Genomic DNA, 17,293 nt, shown 5'->3' with positions numbered 1-17,293 from the left:
TCGCATTGCGCATCTCAGAGCCGTTCAAAACCGCGAACCCTTTCCCAGTCGGTCACCGTGGAATTGAATGCCGCCAGTTCGATCCGGGCGTTGTTCAGGTAGTGCTCGACGACATCGTCTCCGAAGGTCGTGCGCGCCACCTCTGACTTCTCGAACAGCTCGGCCGCCTCGGCCAAGGTGGTGGGCAACCGTTGCGCCCCACTGGCATAGGCATTGCCCGGCAGCGCGTCGGGCAGTTCCAGCTCGTGATCGATGCCGTACAGGCCCCCGGCGATCAGCGCCGACACCGCCAGGTACTGGTTGACGTCGCCGCCGGGCGCCCGGCATTCGACCCGCATACCGGAGCCGTGGCCCACCACCCGCAACGCGCAGGTGCGGTTGTCCAGGCCCCAGGCAATGGCGGTGGGCGCAAAGCTGCCGTCGGCAAATCTCTTGTAGGAGTTTATGTTCGGCGCATAGAACAACGTCAGCTCACGCAGCGTGGCCAGTTGACCGGCGATGAAGCTGCGGAACATCGACGACATCCCGTGCGGCCCTGACTCGTCGGCGAATACGGGTGACCCGTCGTCGCCGCGCAGCGAGACGTGGATGTGACAGCTGTTGCCTTCGCGTTCATCGAATTTCGCCATGAACGTCAGGCTCTTGCCGTGCTGGTCGGCGATCTCCTTCGCACCGTTCTTGTAGATGGTGTGGTTGTCGCAGGTGTTGCGGGCGTGATCGTAGCGGAAGGCGATCTCCTGCTGACCGAGGTTGCACTCCCCCTTGACGCCCTCGCAGTACAGCCCGGCGCCCTCCATGCCGAGGCGGATGTCACGCAGCAGCGGTTCCATCCGGGTGGACGCCATCATCGCGTAGTCGACGTTGTAGTCGCTGGCCGGCGTCAGGTCCCGGTAGCCCGCCGCCCATGCCTCGCGGAATGTGTTGTCGAAGACCATGAATTCGAGTTCGGTACCGACGTACGGCACCAGTTTCCGCTCGGTCAGACGGTCGATCTGCCGGTTGAGGATGCTGCGCGGCGCCTGCTCGACGGGGCGGCCGTCGAGCCAGGACAGATCCGCCATCACCAGCGCGGTGCCGGGCAGCCACGGGATCAACCGCAGGGTGCTGAAGTCCGCGGTCATCACCATGTCGCCGTACCCGGTGTCCCAACTCGACATCGAGTAGCCACCGACGGTGTTCATGTCGACATCGACCGCGAGCAGGTAGTTGCAACACTCCGCACCGTGGGCGGCGACCTCCTCGACGAACAGCCGGCCCGAAACCCGCTTGCCGGTCAGGCGGCCCTGCATATCGCAGAAGGCGACGATCACGGTGTCTATCTCACCTGCCGCCACCATTTGCTCCAGGTCGGCCCGTGCCAGCATGCCGGGGTTCTGGCTCATTGCGCACCCTCCTGCCCGTGTGGGATTCGCCGACCAACCTGCCGTCCAGCCGACCATTGCCTCACCGATGACGTGATGATCGTGCACCGAATTAGCATGATTGTCACCCCTAAAAGGTAGGACAACAGACCAATAACGTTCTATTGTCCGTGTGCAGACCGCCCACCGCCCTGCACACGAGGAGCCGCCATGCCCGAGGGGCACGAAGAACTCACCGAACACCTCAGCGACGACGAACAACATCTTGCCAAGCTCGGTTACGTCCAGGAACTGCAGCGGTCCTGGTCCGGATTCTCCAACTTCGCCATCTCGTTCTCGATAATCTCGATCCTGGCGGGTTGTTTCACCTCATTCGGGCTGGGCTGGAACAACGGCGGCCCGGCCGCCATCGCCTGGGGCTGGCCGATCCTCTCGGTCTTCATCCTGATCATCGGGTTCTGCCTGGCCGAACTCGTCTCCGCATATCCCACCTCAGGCGGAATCTATTGGTGGGCTTCCAAACTCGGGGGCCCCAAGGCGGGCTTCTACACCGGCTGGCTCAACCTGATCGGGCTGATCGCCATCCTGGCCTCGGTGTCCTACGGCAGCGCGACATTCTTGGATCTCACCCTCGGCACGTTCAGTGAATCCTGGCTGGCCGGCTACAGCCTGACCCGGGTCTTCATCATGTTCCTGATCATTCTGGCGGCATCGGCCGTGATCAACATCTTCTCCTCACACCTGCTAGCGGTCATCAACAACATCTCGGTGTGGTGGCATGTCGCCGGCGCCACTGCGGTGATCGCCATCCTGTGGTTGCTCCCCGACCAACATGCCAGCGTCTCTGATGTTTTCGCCAAGACCATCAACAATTCCGGCATCTTCTCCGGCTCAACGGGGTGGGGTTTCCTGCTGTTCGTGCTACCGATCTCGGCGATCCTGACGCAGTACACGATCACCGGATATGACGCATCGGCGCATCTGTCCGAAGAGACCAAGAGTGCGGCCAACGCCGCCGCGAAGGGGATCTGGCAGTCGATCTTCTACTCGGCGATCGGCGGCTGGATCCTGTTGCTGTCCTTCCTGTTCGCGGTGCAGAACTCCGACGAGGTGTCAGCCAATGGTGGCGCGGTGGCGACCATCTTCAATCAGGCGCTGGGATCGAAGTGGGCCGGCGTGGTGCTGCTGATCGCCACCGCGGGTCAGCTGTTCTGCACCACCGCCTGCCAGACCAGTGCCTCACGCATGCTGTTCGCCTTCAGCCGGGACCGTGCGGTCCCCGGGCACCAGCTGTGGTCGAAGGTCAACGCCACCCGCGTGCCCGCCAACGCCGTGATCATCACCGCGGTGATCGCGGCGATCATCACGCTGCCGGCCATCGTGCCGGTGAAGATTCCGGTCAACGGCATCGACGTGCCTTCGCCGGTGGCGTTCTACGCGGTCGTCTCGATCGGCGTGGTCGGGCTTTACCTGTGCTTCGCGGTACCGATCTACTACCGGTGGAAGGCCGGCGACTCGTTCGAGCGGGGCCGGTGGAACGTGGGCAACAAGTACAAGTGGATGGCGCCGGTGGCGATCGTCGAGATCATCGTCACCTCGATCATCGCGATGTTCCCCACCTCGCTCGGCGGCATGCCGTGGGATCCGAGTTTCCAGTGGAAGTTCGTGAACTACACCCCGCTCCTGGTGGGCAGCGTGCTGATACTGCTCTTCATCTACTGGCACGTGTCGGTGAAGCACTGGTTCACCGGCCCGATCAAGCAGGTGGACGCTTCGACTGCTGAACTGCCCGGCTGATCACCCGAGCAGTTCACGGATGTCGGAGGCGGAGATGGTCGAGCCGAACAGCTCCCCGTCGTCGACCACCGCGGCGAACAGGGCCCGCTTGCGGTCCTGCAACGCAACCACTTTCTCCTCGATGGTGTTCTCCGCGACCAGGCGGTAGACGCTGACCGGCCGGGCCTGCCCGATGCGGTGGGCCCGGTCCACAGCCTGCGCCTCGGCGGCCGGGCTCCACCACGGGTCACACAGGAAGCAGTAGTCGGCGGCGGTCAGGTTCAGCCCGAATCCACCCGCCTTCAGGCTGATCAGGAAGACCTGCTTGGCACCGGCACCGAATTCCTCGATGGCTCTGGCCCTTCCGTCGGAGTCGACGGAGCCGTCGAGGTAGCTGTAGGCGATACCCGCGGAATCCAGATGCGCCCGGACAATGGCGAGGAACCCGGTGAACTGACTGAACACCAGCGCACTGTGCCCCTCTGCCACCAGCTGATCGAGTTGTTCGACCAGGAAGTCGATCTTGGCCGACCCCACCGAGCGTGCGGAATCGTCGACCAAGCCCGGATGCAGGCTCAGCTGACGCAGCAGGGTCAGTGACCGGAAGATCTGGAACCGGTTCTTCTCCCAGTCCCCCAGCAGTCCCAACACCTTCTGGCGTTCCCGGGCCAGCCGCGTGTCGTAGATCTTGCGATGCTTGGCGCTCAGGCCGATGGTCAGCACCTGCTCGCTCTTCGGAGGCAGCTCGGTGAGCACCTGGCTTTTCGTACGGCGCAGCAGCACCGGCTTGATCCGCCTGCGCAACACCGGTAGCAGATCGTCGGCAGTTCCCGATTCGATCGGTTTACGGAAATACATCTCGAACACCTTCGGTGACGGGAACAGCCCGGGCACCGTGATCGACAGCAGCGACCACAACTCCATCAGGTTGTTCTCCATCGGCGTGCCGGTGATCGCCAACTTGAACGGGACGTCGAGCAGCCGGGCGGCCTGATGGGTCTTGCTGTGGTGGTTCTTGACGAACTGGGCTTCGTCGAGAACCATTCCGGCCCATGGAATTTGCGAATAGGCGGCAACGTCCATGCGCAGCAGCGTGTAGGAGGTGACGACAATGTCCGCCGCGGCCACCTGTTCGGCCAACTCCACGGCTGCCCGGGCAGCGGTGGAGGTCACCACCACCGCGTTCAGGCCAGGGGTGAACTTTCGGCATTCGGCCACCCAGTTGCGGGCGACGCTGGTGGGCGCCACCACCAGAAACTTCCCGGCTCCCCCGCTCACGGCACGCGTGATGAGCGCCAGGGTCTGCACAGTCTTGCCCAGGCCCATGTCATCGGCGAGAACCCCGCCGATTCCGTTGTCCCACAGGAAGGAAAGCCAGTCCAGCCCGTCACGCTGGTAGTCGCGCAGTTCGGCATCGAGGCCCGCCGGCGGTTCGATCGGCACCGGCGGCCGAGCGGCGGCCAAGCGCGCCAGATTGGCCCGCCACCGGGCGAGCTGCTCGTCGACGACACCGAGCTCGAGCAGTTCATCCCACAACGTGATGTTGAGTGATGCGGCATTGACCCGGTCCCCGTCGATCTCGCCGAGCGCACGCGCCTCGTCGAGCAGGGCCTTCAGCCGGACCAGCTCAGGCGTGTCGAGCCGGAAGTAGATCCCCGAAGGCAACAACATATGCGTTGTGCCAGCGGATAATTCACGGATGACCTCGGCCAATGCCACCGTCTCGCCGTCCACGCTAACCGTGACGTTCAGGCTGAACCAGTCACCCGGAAGCGAGGTGTCCCCCGAGAACGACACGACCGGGTCGGCGCCGGCAGCACGGTACCGGTCATCGGCATCAACGATCAGATCGGAGTAACAGCCCAGCTGCGGCAGGGTCTGGTCACACAGCACCGCAGCCTCCACCGCGGTGAGATTCACCCCGCCCAGTAGCGTGCGCCGGGACGCCACCGCGACCGCGTCCAGAGCACTCGCGGCGTTGACGATGGCCCGTAACTCATGGACGGCGTCGGTGTCGAGCGTCGTGGAGATGCGACGGTTGACATGCTGTGAAGCTTGACGTTTCCAGTCCTGCGCGGCCGCTGCGACCGCCTGCAACGCCGGCATCACCCGCTGCCAGAGCTCCTCCTCGGCGGCGGCGTCGCGGTACCCGATCAGCCCGGCCGACGACTCCGGGTCGAAGTCGTGATGCTGATCGTTGACCCCATACCGGGTGCTCCAGAAGACCCGTGCACCGCCGTCGACGACCTTGACGGTCAGCGCGGGTAGCGGGCCTGTGATGGTCGGCGGGACGAAGAGCCCGTCCGCGACCTCCATGTCCACGCTGCTGGCCAGGCGGGGCAGGATGTCCACCGCGAGTTCGCGCGCCATGTCGGCGGGGATGTGCACCTGCTCGTGATGGCCCAACAGTTCGGCCATGGTGCGTCCCGGCACCGGATCGAAGGCTCCCAGTCGTAGCACTGAATCGACGACCTGGAACATCCCGTGCGGAGCCGGCATCCCGATCAGCCCGACGCCGTCGGGATCGCGTTCCTGCCCGTCGACGATCAGCGTCACCGACATCACGGCACCGCCCCCGCCCTCGGCGGCGAAGTCCAGCCGGAGGTGGACGTTCTTGGCCAACTCGACCGCACGGATGCCTGACGCGGAATCGGCCAGGATGGTGACGCCGGCATCGAGCACCTCGTCCAGCCGCGGCCACAAGGTGGCGGGCATTCCATTGAGCAGCATCCCCTCGCCACCATGCAGTGAGGAGTAGCGCTCCGCCTCGGACACGAGCGCCCGCACCGCCCGGTACTGGTCGCGATCGAACTCGCCGGCGTCGGCGTAGTCGGCGAGGCGGCGCCACGTCAATGCCCGGGTGATCCAGGTGCCCCGTTTGCCGAGGGTGAGCGGGCGCAGCAGCAGCAAAGTCCCCGGGCGGTAGCGGGTCGGAGCATCGATGGAGAATTCCAGCGCGATCGGTTTGCCGCCCCCAGCGGGAACGGCGACTTCGTCGAGCACCTTGTCGAGTACGTAACGCCACCGCTCCACCGGTGGGTGCGCTGCGTCGGAAGGCGCGGCCGCCAGCACCAGGGCGGCGGCATGTTTGCAGAACGACCCCACGGGGCATGAACACAATGCCCACTCGACAACAGCGCGGCTGCCCTGCGACAGGCCGACCTCAAGGACGTAGAGCTGACCATGCGACCCCACACACCGTCCACGCAGCACCCGATCGTCGTCATCGAACTCGATGTCGCGGACGCGGCCCTCGGCGGCATAGCGTTCACCGCGCACGGTCGACTGCGCGCCGAAATCGCGAATCAGCTCGTCACGGGCTATGCCGAAGCCGAATCCAGGCCTCATGTGAGGAGGATAGGGCCACTCTCCGACATGTCCCTGTCACACCCCCGAAACACCGCGGGTGGCGCGCTGCCGACAGATCCTGTGTAGGGTCGAACTGATGTGTGGAGCCGCCGGGGAGGTGCGTCTCGATGGCCGGACACCGGATATTTCAGCGGTGTCGGCCATGGCAGACGCGATGGCGCCCAGGGGTCCGGACGCGGCCGGTGTGTGGTCGCAAGGCCGGGTCGCGCTGGGTCACCGCCGCCTGAAAATCATTGACCTGACCGAAGCGGGCGCCCAGCCCATGGTCGATCCCGAATTGGGGTTGACCGTTTGCTGGAACGGCTGCATCTACAACTACCAGGAGCTGCGCCGGGAACTGTCCGGCCACGGCTACCGCTTCTTCTCGCACAGCGACACCGAGGTGTTGCTGAAGGCCTATCACCACTGGGGTGACCGGTTCGTCGAACACCTGTTGGGCATGTTCGCGTTCGCGATTGTCGAGCGCGACACCGGCCGGGTGCTGCTCGGCCGCGATCGGCTGGGCATCAAGCCGCTGTACATCACCGAGGACAACCACCGGATCCGGTTCGCCTCGTCCCTGCCGGCCCTGCTGGCCGGCGGCGGCGTCGACACCCGGATCGACCCGGTCGCTCTGCACCACTACCTCTCGTTCCATTCGGTGGTGCCGCCGCCGTTGACGATCCTGCAGGGCATCAAGAAGGTGCCGCCCGCTTCCGTCGTCGCGATCGAACCCGACGGCAGCCGGCACACCACCGTCTACTGGTCGCCGGACTTCACCCGGAACGCCGACCGGGCCGACTGGTCGGAAAAGGATTGGGAGGACGCGGTACTGGAGTCGCTGCGGCGCGCTGTCGAGCGCCGCCTCGTAGCCGACGTGCCGGTGGGATGCCTACTGTCGGGCGGGGTCGACTCCAGCCTGATCGTCGGTCTGCTCGCCGAGGCCGGCCAGCACGGGCTGTCCACGTTCTCGATCGGTTTCGAGTCGGTGGGCGGGGTGGCCGGCGACGAGTTCAGGTACTCCGACATCATCGCCGAGCACTTCGAAACCGATCACCACCAGATCCGCATCGGGACCGACCGCATGCTGCCCGCCCTCGACGGTGCGATCAGCGCGATGAGCGAACCGATGGTCAGCCATGACTGTGTGGCCTTCTACCTCCTCAGCCAGGAGGTGTCCAAGCACGTCAAGGTGGTGCAGTCCGGACAGGGCGCCGACGAGGTCTTCGCCGGTTATCACTGGTACCCGCCGATGGCCGAGCCGGGCGCGGCCAGCCTGGACGGGTCTGTGGCCAGCTACCGCGGTGCATTCTTCGACCGCGACAGCACCGGAGTGGGTGCGCTGATCAGCGAGAGCTACCGGGCCGACGGGGACCCCAGCGGCGTGTTCGTGTCCGATCATTTCGCCGCGGCAGGCGCGCAGACCGGTGTGGACCGGGCATTGCGCCTGGACACCACCGTGATGCTGGTCGACGATCCGGTGAAGCGGGTCGACAACATGACCATGGCGTGGGGGCTGGAGGGCCGGGTGCCGTTCCTCGATCACGAACTCGTCGAGTTGGCCGCCACCTGCCCACCCGACCTGAAGACCGCGTACGGCGGCAAGGGCGTGCTCAAACAGGCTGCGCGCCGGGTGGTCCCGGCAGCGGTGATCGACCGACCCAAGGGGTACTTCCCGGTCCCGGCGCTGACCCACCTCGAGGGGCCGTACCTGGATCTCGTCCGCGACGCCCTGTATGCGCCAGAGGCCAAGGAGCGCGGTCTGTTTCGTCCCGAGGCCGTCGACCGGCTGTTGGCCGACCCGAACGGCAAGCTGACCCCGCTGCGCGGTAACGAGTTGTGGCAGATCGCGCTGCTCGAGTTGTGGCTGCAGCGCCACGGAGTGACGGGGGCCGCGGCATGACCGCCACCGACCACGACGCGTCGGCCCCGGCACTGGGGCCCGATCACACCGAGGCGATCACGCTCGGCCTGCACGATGCGTCGCCTCAGCACCTGGTCGACGCCATGGCCGACGATGTGGTGCTCGAATTAGGCTGGGGCCGGCTGATTTTCGGGCAGACATTCGCCGACCCCGAGCAACTCGCCGAGGTGCTGCAGCAGGAGGGTCCGGGCCGCCGCGACATCTGCATCTACGCCCGCGAATCGCATGTGTTGATCGCCCGCTCCCCCTCGGAGCTGTTCATCGACCCCAGCCACACCTACCGGCTGCGGTTCGCCGACGAACTCACCGCCGCCGACCCCGTCGGGTTCACCGTGCGCACCTTGCAGACACCGAGCGACGCCGACGCGATGAACCGGGTGTATGTGCGGTGCGGGATGGTGCCAGCACCCGTCGACGTCATCTGGCACAACCACACCCTCACCCCGGCCGTGGTCTATCTGGTCGCGGTGCGGGACGACGACGGCAGTGTGGTGGGCACCGTCACCGGCGTCGACCACAAGCGGTTGTTCGCCGACCCCGAGGACGGGTCGAGCCTGTGGAGCCTGGCGGTGGACCCGGCGGCCGGACTGCCCGGCGTCGGCGATGCGCTGACCAGGACCCTGGCCGGAATCTTCCGTGAGCGGGGCCGGGCGTACCTGGATCTGTCTGTGGCCCATGACAATTCCGCCGCGATCGCGCTGTACGAGAAGCTGGGTTTCCATCGGGTACCGGTGCTGGCCGTCAAGCGCAAGAACGCGATCAACGAGCCGTTGTTCACCCATCCTCCGGAGACCGTCGACGATCTGAATCCGTATGCCCGCATCATCGCCGACGAGGCGATGCGTCGCGGTATCCGGGTCGAGGTGCTCGATGCGGGCGCCGGAGAGATGCGGCTGTCGCACGGTGGCCGCAGCGTCATCACGCGAGAGTCGCTCTCGGAGTTCACATCTGCGGTGGCCATGGCCCGCTGCGACGACAAGCGGCAGACCCGCCGGATCGTCTCCGATGCCGGCATCTCAGTGCCCAAGGGCCGGCTGGCCAGCTTCGATGGTGAGGATCACGAGTTTCTCGCCGAGGTCGGCGATGTGGTGGTCAAGCCCACCCGCGGCGAGCAGGGCAAGGGCATCACCGTCGGGGTGGACGGCAGCGACGAGTTGGACGCGGCGCTGCACCGGGCCCGCGAGCAGTATCCGGAGGTGCTGATCGAGCAGCGCGCCGCCGGCGACGATCTTCGCCTCGTGGTGATCGACGGCAAGGTGGTGGCTTCGGCGATCCGCAAGCCCGCCGAGGTGGTCGGCACCGGAAAACACACGGTGCGTGAGCTCATCGAGACGCAGTCCCGGCGCCGGGCTGCGGCCACCGGCGGGGAATCGCGCATCCCGATGGACGACATCACCATGGGGACGGTTGCCGACGCCGGCTGGTCATTCGACGATGTGCTGCCCGAGGGTGAGCGCCTGCGGGTGCGGCGAACGGCGAATCTGCATCAGGGCGGGACAATTCACGACGTCACCGCGGAGGTGAACCCCGAGCTGTGCCGGGTCGCCGTGACCGCTGCCGCGGCGATCGGTATTCCGGTGACGGGGATCGACCTGCTGGTGCCCGATGTGACGGGCCGCGAGTACGTCTTTATCGAAGCCAACGAACGCCCCGGGCTGGCCAATCATGAGCCACAGCCCACGGCGGCGGCGTTTGTCGATTTCCTGTTCCCGCAGCAGCCGGGGTTGCCGCAAGCCTGGACACCTTCGGAGGCGGCTGACTGAGCGCTCGCGCGAAGGCAGGCCGCCGACCCGACAACACAGTGGCGGCTGACTGAACGCTCGCGCGAAGGCAGGGCTGAGCGGCGGTCACCAACTACTGGTGCGCAGCACGATCTCGGCTGCCAGCTGCGCGGTCGAGTCACCGGCATTGCGCCGGCCCGGCATCTCCACCAGCCGGAAGTCGCCGTAGACGTAGCGCTGACTGGCCTTGGCCACGGCGCGGGCCGCGGGAGTGCTCACCAGCACGGTGGTGTTCATCTCCACCGGAGGGCATTCGTCGTCGCGGATCATGCCGGTGGCGTCGGCGACGCGTGGGTGGCCGCGATCCACCACCACGAGGCCGATGAACTTGTCCAACCGGGTGGCGGCGAGCTCCCAGGCGAGTTCTCCCCCGAGTCGATCGCCGACCAGCAGTGCCCATTTGATGTTGAGCGAATCGAGAATGCCGACCACGGACTTGGCGGTCAGTCGCGGATCGGGCCCGATGATCACCGTGCGCAGTGACGCGGTGTGCAACCGTCGGCAAATCGGCTCGTAGGCGGCCGGGCCGTGATGGCCGGCGCTCAGCACCACCACGGTGGAACCCTTCTCGGGTCCCGAGACATCGACGGGTGTGGTGAATCCGTCGATCGTCGCGACGGTGGTAAGCATTCGGACAAACTACCGTCCAGTAGCGACATGCGGGCCGGAATCAACATTGTCTTGACGCCTGCGTCAACGCGCGTCCAGGCGCTGGGCCTGGACGCCGAAAATGTCCAGAAATGTCTGCGGCAATGCACCTTTGGTGACAATCGACGGATCCTGGGTCGGGAATGCGATGCCGAAAACCGCCCAGTTGCCGACGTTTTCGAAGGCGAAGAAGATGCTCTGGTCGCCGCCGCCCAGCCGCATGGTCTGTTGATAGGCCAGGGCCGACGCACGCGGCGCGGCCAGCTTGGTGGTGGTCATCGGGATGCCCTTGTCCGACGGGTCGAAGTACGTCGAGAACTGGGCACAACGCTGCGCGGTGGCCGCCAGCCGGTCCAGCGGCAACGGTGAGGTCAGCACGGTCAGCACCATGCGCGCCCCGTCGTAGGCGGCGATGATCTGCGCGGCACTGCCGGGGCCCCGTTCGGCGGATTCGGCGATCACCCGGGTCAGGCCGTCACTGCATCCGGCCGGGGTGGACAGCATCGGCGGCGGTCCACCCGATCCGCCCGGACCCGCGCCGTCGTCGATGACGCGATCGAACTGCACACCGGGCGGGAAGTCGCCGGCTGTCAGCAACACCTTCTCCAGGGTGGCGCCGGGCCAGGTGGGCGACCCGGCGACCACGGGCGAGCAGCCGGACGCCATCACCAGGGCGGCCGGCCCGACCAAAGCTGCCACCCATCGATGGCGCCGAATCATCTGCCCAGGCTACCGAGGTGGGCCGGTGAGCGCAGTGCTCATGGTGGGCCGCGGTGGCGGCCCATGCCGCACCAGGTCCATCACGGCCTCGATGTCGAGATGTGTGGCCAGCAGGTCTGCCATGAGATCCAACTGCGCGTCCCGCCGGCCCTGTACGTCGATGTCGTCGGCAACCACGAACCCGTCGCGACCGGCGGCGGCGGCGATCTCGGTGAGCCAGGCACGGCGCACGCGGTCGTTGTCGAGCAGGCCGTGCCAGTGGGTGCCGTAGACCGCGCCGCAGCGCAGCCCGACGCCGAGCCAGTCATCGGCCGCCGTACGGATCACCTGACCATGATGAATCTCGTAGCCCCACAAGGGTTTTTCCCAATGCCGCAGGGTCTTCTCGCGGGCGAACTCGATGTCGGCGTCGAGCAGACCCAGGCCCTCGACCGATACGGCTCCGGCCGCTCCGGCCTCGATTGCGTCGTCGATGCGTCGGCACAACATCTGGAACCCGCCGCACACCCCGAGCACGGGCCGCCCCTGGGCGGCGTGATCGAGAATGGCCGCGGCCAGGCCGCGTTGACGCAACCAAGCCAGGTCGCTGACGGTGGCCTTGCTGCCGGGGATCACCACCAGGTCGACGCCGGAGAGGTCGGCGGCATCGGCGACCCAGCGCACCACAACGCCCGGTTCGCAGGCCAGGGCCTCGATGTCGGTCGAGTTGGAGATGCGCGGCAGCCTGATGGCGGCGACGGTGAGCGTCTGCTCCCCGCGCGGTGATTGCGGCGTGCCCACCATGCCGCCGGGCCGGACCGACACCGAATCCTCGGTGTCGAGCCAGATTCCGTCATCGAACGGGATCACGCCGTAGGTAGGGCGACCGGTCAGCTCGAGCAGTTGACGCAGGCCGGGTTCGAGCAGGGCCGGGTCACCGCGGAACTTGTTGACGACGAATCCGGCGATGAGCGCCTGGTCCTCGGGGGCCAGGACGGCCACGGTGCCGTGCAGGTGGGCCAGCAGGCCGCCGCGGTCGATGTCGCCCACCACGATGACCGGCAGGTCCGCCGCACGGGCCAGCCCCATGTTGGCCAGGTCGGTGGCACGCAGGTTGATCTCGGCCGGTGAGCCGGCCCCTTCACAGATCACCACGTCGAATTCGGATCGGAGCGTTGCCAATTCGTCGGCGACGACCGCGGCGAGCCGGTCCCGGTGGGTGAAGTAGTCGCCCGCGGCCACAGTTCCGGCCACCTGGCCGCGGATCACCAACTGCGACGTGCGGTCCCCGCCGGGCTTGAGCAAGATGGGGTTGAATCGGGTGCTGGGCGCCAGCCCCGCGGCCCTGGCCTGCATGGCCTGGGCACGGCCGATCTCCCCGCCGTCGACGGTGACCGCCGAGTTGTTCGACATGTTCTGCGCCTTGAACGGCGCTACGGACTGACCGTTGCGGGCCAACAACCGGCACAGCCCCGCCACGACCATCGACTTGCCGGCATCGGAGGTGGTGCCGGCGACGAGCAGGGCCCCGCTCACGGTGCGTTGTTCACGGCAGCGTGAGGATCTCGGCGCCGTCCTCGGTGACCACCAGGGTGTGCTCGAACTGTGCGGTCCACTTGCCGTCCTTCGTCACCACGGTCCAGTCGTCGTCCCAGATCTCGTAGTCCAGCGACCCGAGGTTGATCATCGGTTCGATGGTGAAGGTCATGCCCGGTTCCAGCACGGTCTCGACGGCGGGCTGATCGTAGTGCAGCACCACCAGCCCGTTGTGGAACGTCGTGCCGATGCCGTGCCCGGTGAAGTCGCGAACAACGTTGTAGCCGAACCGGTTTGCGTAGGCCTCGATCACCCGGCCGACGATCGACAGGGCACGCCCGGGCTTGACCGCCTTGATGGCGCGCATGGTCGCCTCGTGGGTGCGCTCGACGAGCAGCCGGTGTTCCTCGGAGACGTCGCCGGCCAGGAAGGTGGCATTGGTATCGCCGTGTACGCCGTCGATGTAGGCGGTCACATCGATGTTGACGATGTCACCGTCCTCGATCACGGTCGAGTCCGGGATGCCGTGGCAGATCACCTCATTCAGCGAGGTGCAGCAGGATTTCGGAAATGCCTTGTAGCCCAACGTCGATGGATAGGCGCCGTGATCGATCATGTAGTCGTGGGCGATGCGGTCCAGCTCATCGGTGGTGACGCCGGGCGCCACGGCCTTGCCGGCCTCGGCCAGGGCGGCCGCCGCGATCCGTCCCGCGACGCGCATCTTCTCGATCACCTCGGGCGTCTGCACCCAGGGTTCGCTACCTTCCTGCACAGTCGACTTCCACGCGTACTCCGGCCGTGGGATCGACTTGGGAACCGGCAGGGTCGGTGACTGCACGCCGGGGCGCAGGGCGGTACGAACTGGCATGTGGACAGCTTAATCGTCAGCCCACCGACAACGCCTCCAGCGCCGTGCGCACCCGCTGCGGCAGCGACCCGCCGTGTTGCAGCCAGTCGTCCAGGGCGATGCGTACCGACGCCATGGCCAGTGCGCCGATGAGACGGGGCCGCGCGTCACCCGGGGCCAGGTCGGCGAATCTGGGGGCCACCAGCTCGGCGATGGCCATCTCGTAACCCACGTAGATCTGCAGCGTCCACGCGTTGAGCGCCGGCGACGACCGGGTCAGTACGGCCAGCTCGCGCACCTGGTCGCTGATGGCGTCGAAACCGTCGCCGAGGTCGCAGAACGCGGCCACCACGGCGTCGCGCGCCGACAAATCGGCAGGCTGGGTGGCCAGTTGTGCGGTGATCACCCCCAGCCAGTGCCTGGTCATCCCGTCGGCGACGGCATCCTCCTTGGAAGCGAAGTACCGGAAGAAGGTGGCCCGACCGACCTCGGCCTCGGCGGCTATCCGCTCCACCGTGGTGGCCGCGAGCCCATCCGCGGCCACCAGCGTCGCGGCACATCCGGCGATCCGGTCGCGGGTCGCCTGACGCTTGCGGATATTCAGAGGAATCGGTTCGGTCATTTCCCGTATGAGACTACGTCTCATTTGAGATTGTGTCTCGCATGAGCGAAGAACGCGCCCCCAAAACCCGCGAAGCCTGGCAGTTCGTCCAGAAAATGCTCGGGGACATCACCGAGATCGTGAACGCCGACGCCCGCGACGAATGCGAACTGCTCGACGGGCTGCGGGTGGTGTCCCGGGTGACGGCGCTGTGTTCGGAGCTGTCCGTCGAGGCCGACCCGGAACTGCCGTGGTTCTTCGACATGTGCTCCCCCACCCGGATGGTCGGCGGACCCAATCCCGACGGCCGCTACCTGCTCGCGATGATCCGTGGCGACCGCACCTACCGGATCACCGGCACTCGGGGCACGAGCGCGTATCTGGGCTTCCAGGTGCTCGCCGGCACCGGAATGACTCCGCGACGGATGGCCGCATACCTCAGCGATACCGAACTGAACCTCGACGGCGACACCTTCACGATCGTCGTCTCGGCCGAGCGCCCGGCCGGACTCGACGGTGCGCAATGGCTGCAGATCCCCGCCGATGCCGCCTCGATCGTGGTGCGCGAGTACATCGGTGAAGCGGCCACCGAGACACCGGCGACCTTGCAGATCGAGACCCTCGATGCGGGTCCGCCGCAGGCGCCGACCGACGCCGAGGTGGCCGAGCAGTTCACCGCGATGGCCTGGACGGTGATGAAGCTGACGACACTGCACCGCACCATCAAGCCGGAACTACTGAGCCAGCCCAACGAACTCGTCACCGCCGAAGCCGCCGCGCTGGGATCGGCGGACACCACACCCGACAACCTCTACATGATCGGCACGTTCGACCTCGCCGACGACGAGACCCTGCTGCTCGAGTTCACCCCGCCGGACACCCGCTACTGGAACGTCACGCTGGAGAACATCTGGCACGAGTGCATCGAACCGCGGCGCAGACACAGCTCGGTGACCGACAAGGGCGTCTCTCCGGACGCCGACGGAAAGGTCCGAATCGCCATCGCCGCCTTGGACTCCGGTCACGGTCACTGGCTGGATACCGGTGGTCGCCGCCGCGGGTTCGTGGTGCTGCGCTGGCTGGACAATCCGGCTGCGCCCGAGGTGAAGGTGAGCGTGAAATGAGCCGATTCGAACCCGACAGCCTGATCGCACAGGCCTGTGAGATCGCAGGCAGCGACGACTTCGGTGAACCGGGCGGGTGGCGCGAGAACCTGGACGTCCTGGCTGCCGGCCTTGCCGAAGAAGCCCGGCTGAACGACCTGGGTGTCGAGATCGCGGTGATGGACATCGTCAACCCCCTCGTGCATCGACTTCGAATCATGCAGTGGCGCACGGCAAATCCCGCGGTAGCGGCCGCGCCTGTCGAGCGGCCCATCTTCATCGCCGGCCAGCCGCGCACCGGCACCACGATCCTGTTCGACCTGCTGGCCCAGGATCCCGCGCTGCGGCCACCGCTGACCTGGGAGGTGGATGCACCCTGGCCTTTGCCGCAGCCCGGTACCTACACCACAGATCCACGTATCGCCCAGATCCAGGCCAGTATCGAGATGTCCGAACAGCTGGTGCCCGGCCTGCTGGCGCATCACCCGATGGGAGCGCTGGTCGGGCAGGAGTGCGTGCGGATGTCGGCCGGACAGTTCTGCAGCATGATCTTCTCGACCCAGTACCGGCTGCCCACCTACTACCGCTGGCTGTTGCACGACGCCGACCACCGCAACGCCTACCGCTACCACCGGATGTACCTGCAGCACTTGCAATCCGGAGTCCCAGGAATCGGTGCACCCACGCCGCCCTGTCAATGGCTATTGAAATCGCCTGCCCATCTGTGGCAATTGGACGCGCTGGTCGCCGAGTACCCGGACGCGCTGATCGTGCAGACCCACCGCGATCCGCTCAACGTCATCTCCTCGATCGCCGCACTCACCACGCACCTGCGTCGACTGGCCTCCGATCACAGCGACATCACCGAGTGCGCCCAGCAGTCGCGTGAGGAGATCGTCGTCGGACTGGAGAACTCGATGAAGGCCCGCGACTCGGGGATGCTGGCCCCCGGCCAGATCATCGATGTCCAGTTCGCCGACTTCATCCGCGATCCGTTCGCCACGATCCGCGGTGTCTACGAGGCACTCGACCGCGAGTTCACCCCCGTGGCCGAGCAGCGCATGCGCGACTTCCTGGCCGCGCACCCCGGGGACAACGGCGGTGGGCGATACACCTGGGGCAACACCGGCCTGGACGCCGAGGAGGTCCGTGCCCAGGTCACCGGCTATCAGGAGCGGTTCGGCGTACCCACCGAGGCGCTGCGGTGACACCTCGCGAGAGCGACCCTCTCGGCAACCGGTAATGGTGTTACCGTACGGGGATGAGTGAGGCACGGCGATGACCGAAACCGTTCATGTGCTGCAACTACTGGACTACCGCGAGGTGGAGTCGACCGCCGACCGGCTGGTGCTGGAGATGGACAACCGGCCCGACCTCGCCAACGTGCGCGGCGCCCTGCAGGGCGGGCTGGTGGCCACCCTGATCGACATCGCGGCAGGCATGCTGGCCGGCAATGCCAGCGGTGTCGGTTATGACGTGACGACCGCCGACCTCAACATCCACTTCCTGGCCCCGATCATGGGCACGGCCCGCGCGGAGGCGAAGGTAGTGCGGGCCGGCAAACGGCTGATCGTGACGTCGGTTGATGTCACCGACATCACCCGCGATCGGCTCGCCGCCCGGGCCACGCTGACGTTCGCGGTGCTTGAGCCGCGTTGAACAGCGCGGC

The 17,293-nt window shown here is 66.6% G+C and carries 13 protein-coding genes; 6 read left to right on the top strand and 7 right to left on the bottom strand.

Annotation, left to right across the window (positions count from 1 at the left end):
- Positions 1-14: 14 nt before the first annotated feature.
- Positions 15-1,382 carry a glutamine synthetase family protein gene (locus tag AB0I14_RS05420; RefSeq protein ID WP_358017060.1) on the bottom strand — a complete coding sequence of 456 codons (1,368 nt, stop codon included), beginning with the start codon at positions 1,380-1,382 and terminating at the stop codon, positions 15-17.
- Positions 1,383-1,571: 189 nt separating this feature from the next.
- On the opposite strand from AB0I14_RS05420, the gene AB0I14_RS05415 reads away from it, so the two are divergent.
- Positions 1,572-3,158, top strand: coding sequence for an amino acid permease (locus tag AB0I14_RS05415; RefSeq protein WP_358017057.1), 1,587 nt, complete (start codon positions 1,572-1,574; stop codon positions 3,156-3,158).
- Here AB0I14_RS05415 and AB0I14_RS05410 read toward each other — a convergent pair whose 3' ends face one another.
- Positions 3,159-6,485 (bottom strand): DEAD/DEAH box helicase, encoded by a 3,327-nt coding sequence (locus tag AB0I14_RS05410; RefSeq protein ID WP_358017054.1) that lies wholly within the window; start codon positions 6,483-6,485, stop codon positions 3,159-3,161. It abuts the gene before it with no gap.
- A gap of 97 nt (positions 6,486-6,582) precedes the next feature.
- Here AB0I14_RS05410 and AB0I14_RS05405 point away from each other — a divergent pair, with 97 nt between their 5' ends.
- Positions 6,583-8,388, top strand: a complete 1,806-nt coding sequence (locus AB0I14_RS05405; protein WP_358017051.1) for an N-acetylglutaminylglutamine amidotransferase — start codon at positions 6,583-6,585, stop codon at positions 8,386-8,388.
- A complete protein-coding gene (gene ngg, locus AB0I14_RS05400; protein ID WP_358017048.1) occupies positions 8,385-10,172 on the top strand; it encodes an N-acetylglutaminylglutamine synthetase in 1,788 nt (595 codons plus the stop codon). The genes AB0I14_RS05405 and ngg overlap by 4 nt, the downstream gene beginning before the upstream one ends.
- Before the next feature lie 84 nt (positions 10,173-10,256).
- Here the strand turns inward: ngg and AB0I14_RS05395 are convergent, their stop codons facing one another.
- The 5 genes from AB0I14_RS05395 to AB0I14_RS05375 form a co-directional block, all read right to left on the bottom strand.
- Positions 10,257-10,820 carry an alpha/beta hydrolase gene (locus AB0I14_RS05395; RefSeq protein WP_358017045.1) on the bottom strand — a complete coding sequence of 188 codons (564 nt, stop codon included), beginning with the start codon at positions 10,818-10,820 and terminating at the stop codon, positions 10,257-10,259.
- 63 nt (positions 10,821-10,883) lie between these two features.
- A complete protein-coding gene (locus tag AB0I14_RS05390; RefSeq protein WP_358017042.1) occupies positions 10,884-11,558 on the bottom strand; it encodes a hypothetical protein in 675 nt (224 codons plus the stop codon).
- A gap of 9 nt (positions 11,559-11,567) precedes the next feature.
- Positions 11,568-13,073: a cobyric acid synthase gene (locus AB0I14_RS05385; RefSeq protein WP_358017039.1), complete on the bottom strand. Its 1,506-nt coding sequence runs from the start codon at positions 13,071-13,073 to the stop codon at positions 11,568-11,570.
- 10 nt (positions 13,074-13,083) lie between these two features.
- Positions 13,084-13,941 carry a type I methionyl aminopeptidase gene (gene map, locus AB0I14_RS05380; protein WP_358017036.1) on the bottom strand — a complete coding sequence of 286 codons (858 nt, stop codon included), beginning with the start codon at positions 13,939-13,941 and terminating at the stop codon, positions 13,084-13,086.
- Positions 13,942-13,957: 16 nt separating this feature from the next.
- A complete protein-coding gene (locus AB0I14_RS05375; RefSeq protein WP_358017033.1) occupies positions 13,958-14,542 on the bottom strand; it encodes a TetR family transcriptional regulator in 585 nt (194 codons plus the stop codon).
- Between the two features lie 41 nt (positions 14,543-14,583).
- Here AB0I14_RS05375 and AB0I14_RS05370 point away from each other — a divergent pair, with 41 nt between their 5' ends.
- The 3 genes from AB0I14_RS05370 (at position 14,584) to AB0I14_RS05360 (ending at position 17,283) form a co-directional block, all read left to right on the top strand.
- Positions 14,584-15,645: a DUF1214 domain-containing protein gene (locus tag AB0I14_RS05370; RefSeq protein ID WP_358017031.1), complete on the top strand. Its 1,062-nt coding sequence runs from the start codon at positions 14,584-14,586 to the stop codon at positions 15,643-15,645.
- Positions 15,642-16,832, top strand: coding sequence for a sulfotransferase (locus AB0I14_RS05365; RefSeq protein WP_358017028.1), 1,191 nt, complete (start codon positions 15,642-15,644; stop codon positions 16,830-16,832). Before AB0I14_RS05370 ends, AB0I14_RS05365 begins: the two co-directional genes overlap by 4 nt.
- 70 nt (positions 16,833-16,902) lie before the next feature.
- Positions 16,903-17,283 (top strand): PaaI family thioesterase, encoded by a 381-nt coding sequence (locus AB0I14_RS05360; RefSeq protein WP_358017025.1) that lies wholly within the window; start codon positions 16,903-16,905, stop codon positions 17,281-17,283.
- Positions 17,284-17,293 lie beyond the last annotated feature (10 nt).

The organism is Mycobacterium sp. NPDC050441, assembly GCF_040655355.1.
In the GTDB taxonomy this organism is placed as follows: Bacteria; Actinomycetota; Actinomycetes; order Mycobacteriales; family Mycobacteriaceae; genus Mycobacterium.
Note: the sequence above shows the minus strand (reverse complement) of the source record. Positions and strands in the feature narration are given on the sequence as shown.

What these genes read in the sequence shown, in the direction of transcription:
- AB0I14_RS05390 (WP_358017042.1), bottom strand. Translation starts at nt 11,558, where the DNA reads ATGATTCGGCGCCATCGATGGGTGGCAGCTTTGGTCGGGCCGGCCGCC.
- AB0I14_RS05365 (WP_358017028.1), top strand. Translation starts at nt 15,642, where the DNA reads ATGAGCCGATTCGAACCCGACAGCCTGATCGCACAGGCCTGTGAGATC.
- map (WP_358017036.1), bottom strand. Translation starts at nt 13,941, where the DNA reads ATGCCAGTTCGTACCGCCCTGCGCCCCGGCGTGCAGTCACCGACCCTG.
- AB0I14_RS05375 (WP_358017033.1), bottom strand. Translation starts at nt 14,542, where the DNA reads ATGACCGAACCGATTCCTCTGAATATCCGCAAGCGTCAGGCGACCCGC.
- AB0I14_RS05405 (WP_358017051.1), top strand. Translation starts at nt 6,583, where the DNA reads ATGTGTGGAGCCGCCGGGGAGGTGCGTCTCGATGGCCGGACACCGGAT.
- AB0I14_RS05410 (WP_358017054.1), bottom strand. Translation starts at nt 6,485, where the DNA reads ATGAGGCCTGGATTCGGCTTCGGCATAGCCCGTGACGAGCTGATTCGC.
- AB0I14_RS05415 (WP_358017057.1), top strand. Translation starts at nt 1,572, where the DNA reads ATGCCCGAGGGGCACGAAGAACTCACCGAACACCTCAGCGACGACGAA.
- AB0I14_RS05370 (WP_358017031.1), top strand. Translation starts at nt 14,584, where the DNA reads ATGAGCGAAGAACGCGCCCCCAAAACCCGCGAAGCCTGGCAGTTCGTC.
- ngg (WP_358017048.1), top strand. Translation starts at nt 8,385, where the DNA reads ATGACCGCCACCGACCACGACGCGTCGGCCCCGGCACTGGGGCCCGAT.
- AB0I14_RS05420 (WP_358017060.1), bottom strand. Translation starts at nt 1,382, where the DNA reads ATGAGCCAGAACCCCGGCATGCTGGCACGGGCCGACCTGGAGCAAATG.
- AB0I14_RS05360 (WP_358017025.1), top strand. Translation starts at nt 16,903, where the DNA reads ATGACCGAAACCGTTCATGTGCTGCAACTACTGGACTACCGCGAGGTG.
- AB0I14_RS05395 (WP_358017045.1), bottom strand. Translation starts at nt 10,820, where the DNA reads ATGCTTACCACCGTCGCGACGATCGACGGATTCACCACACCCGTCGAT.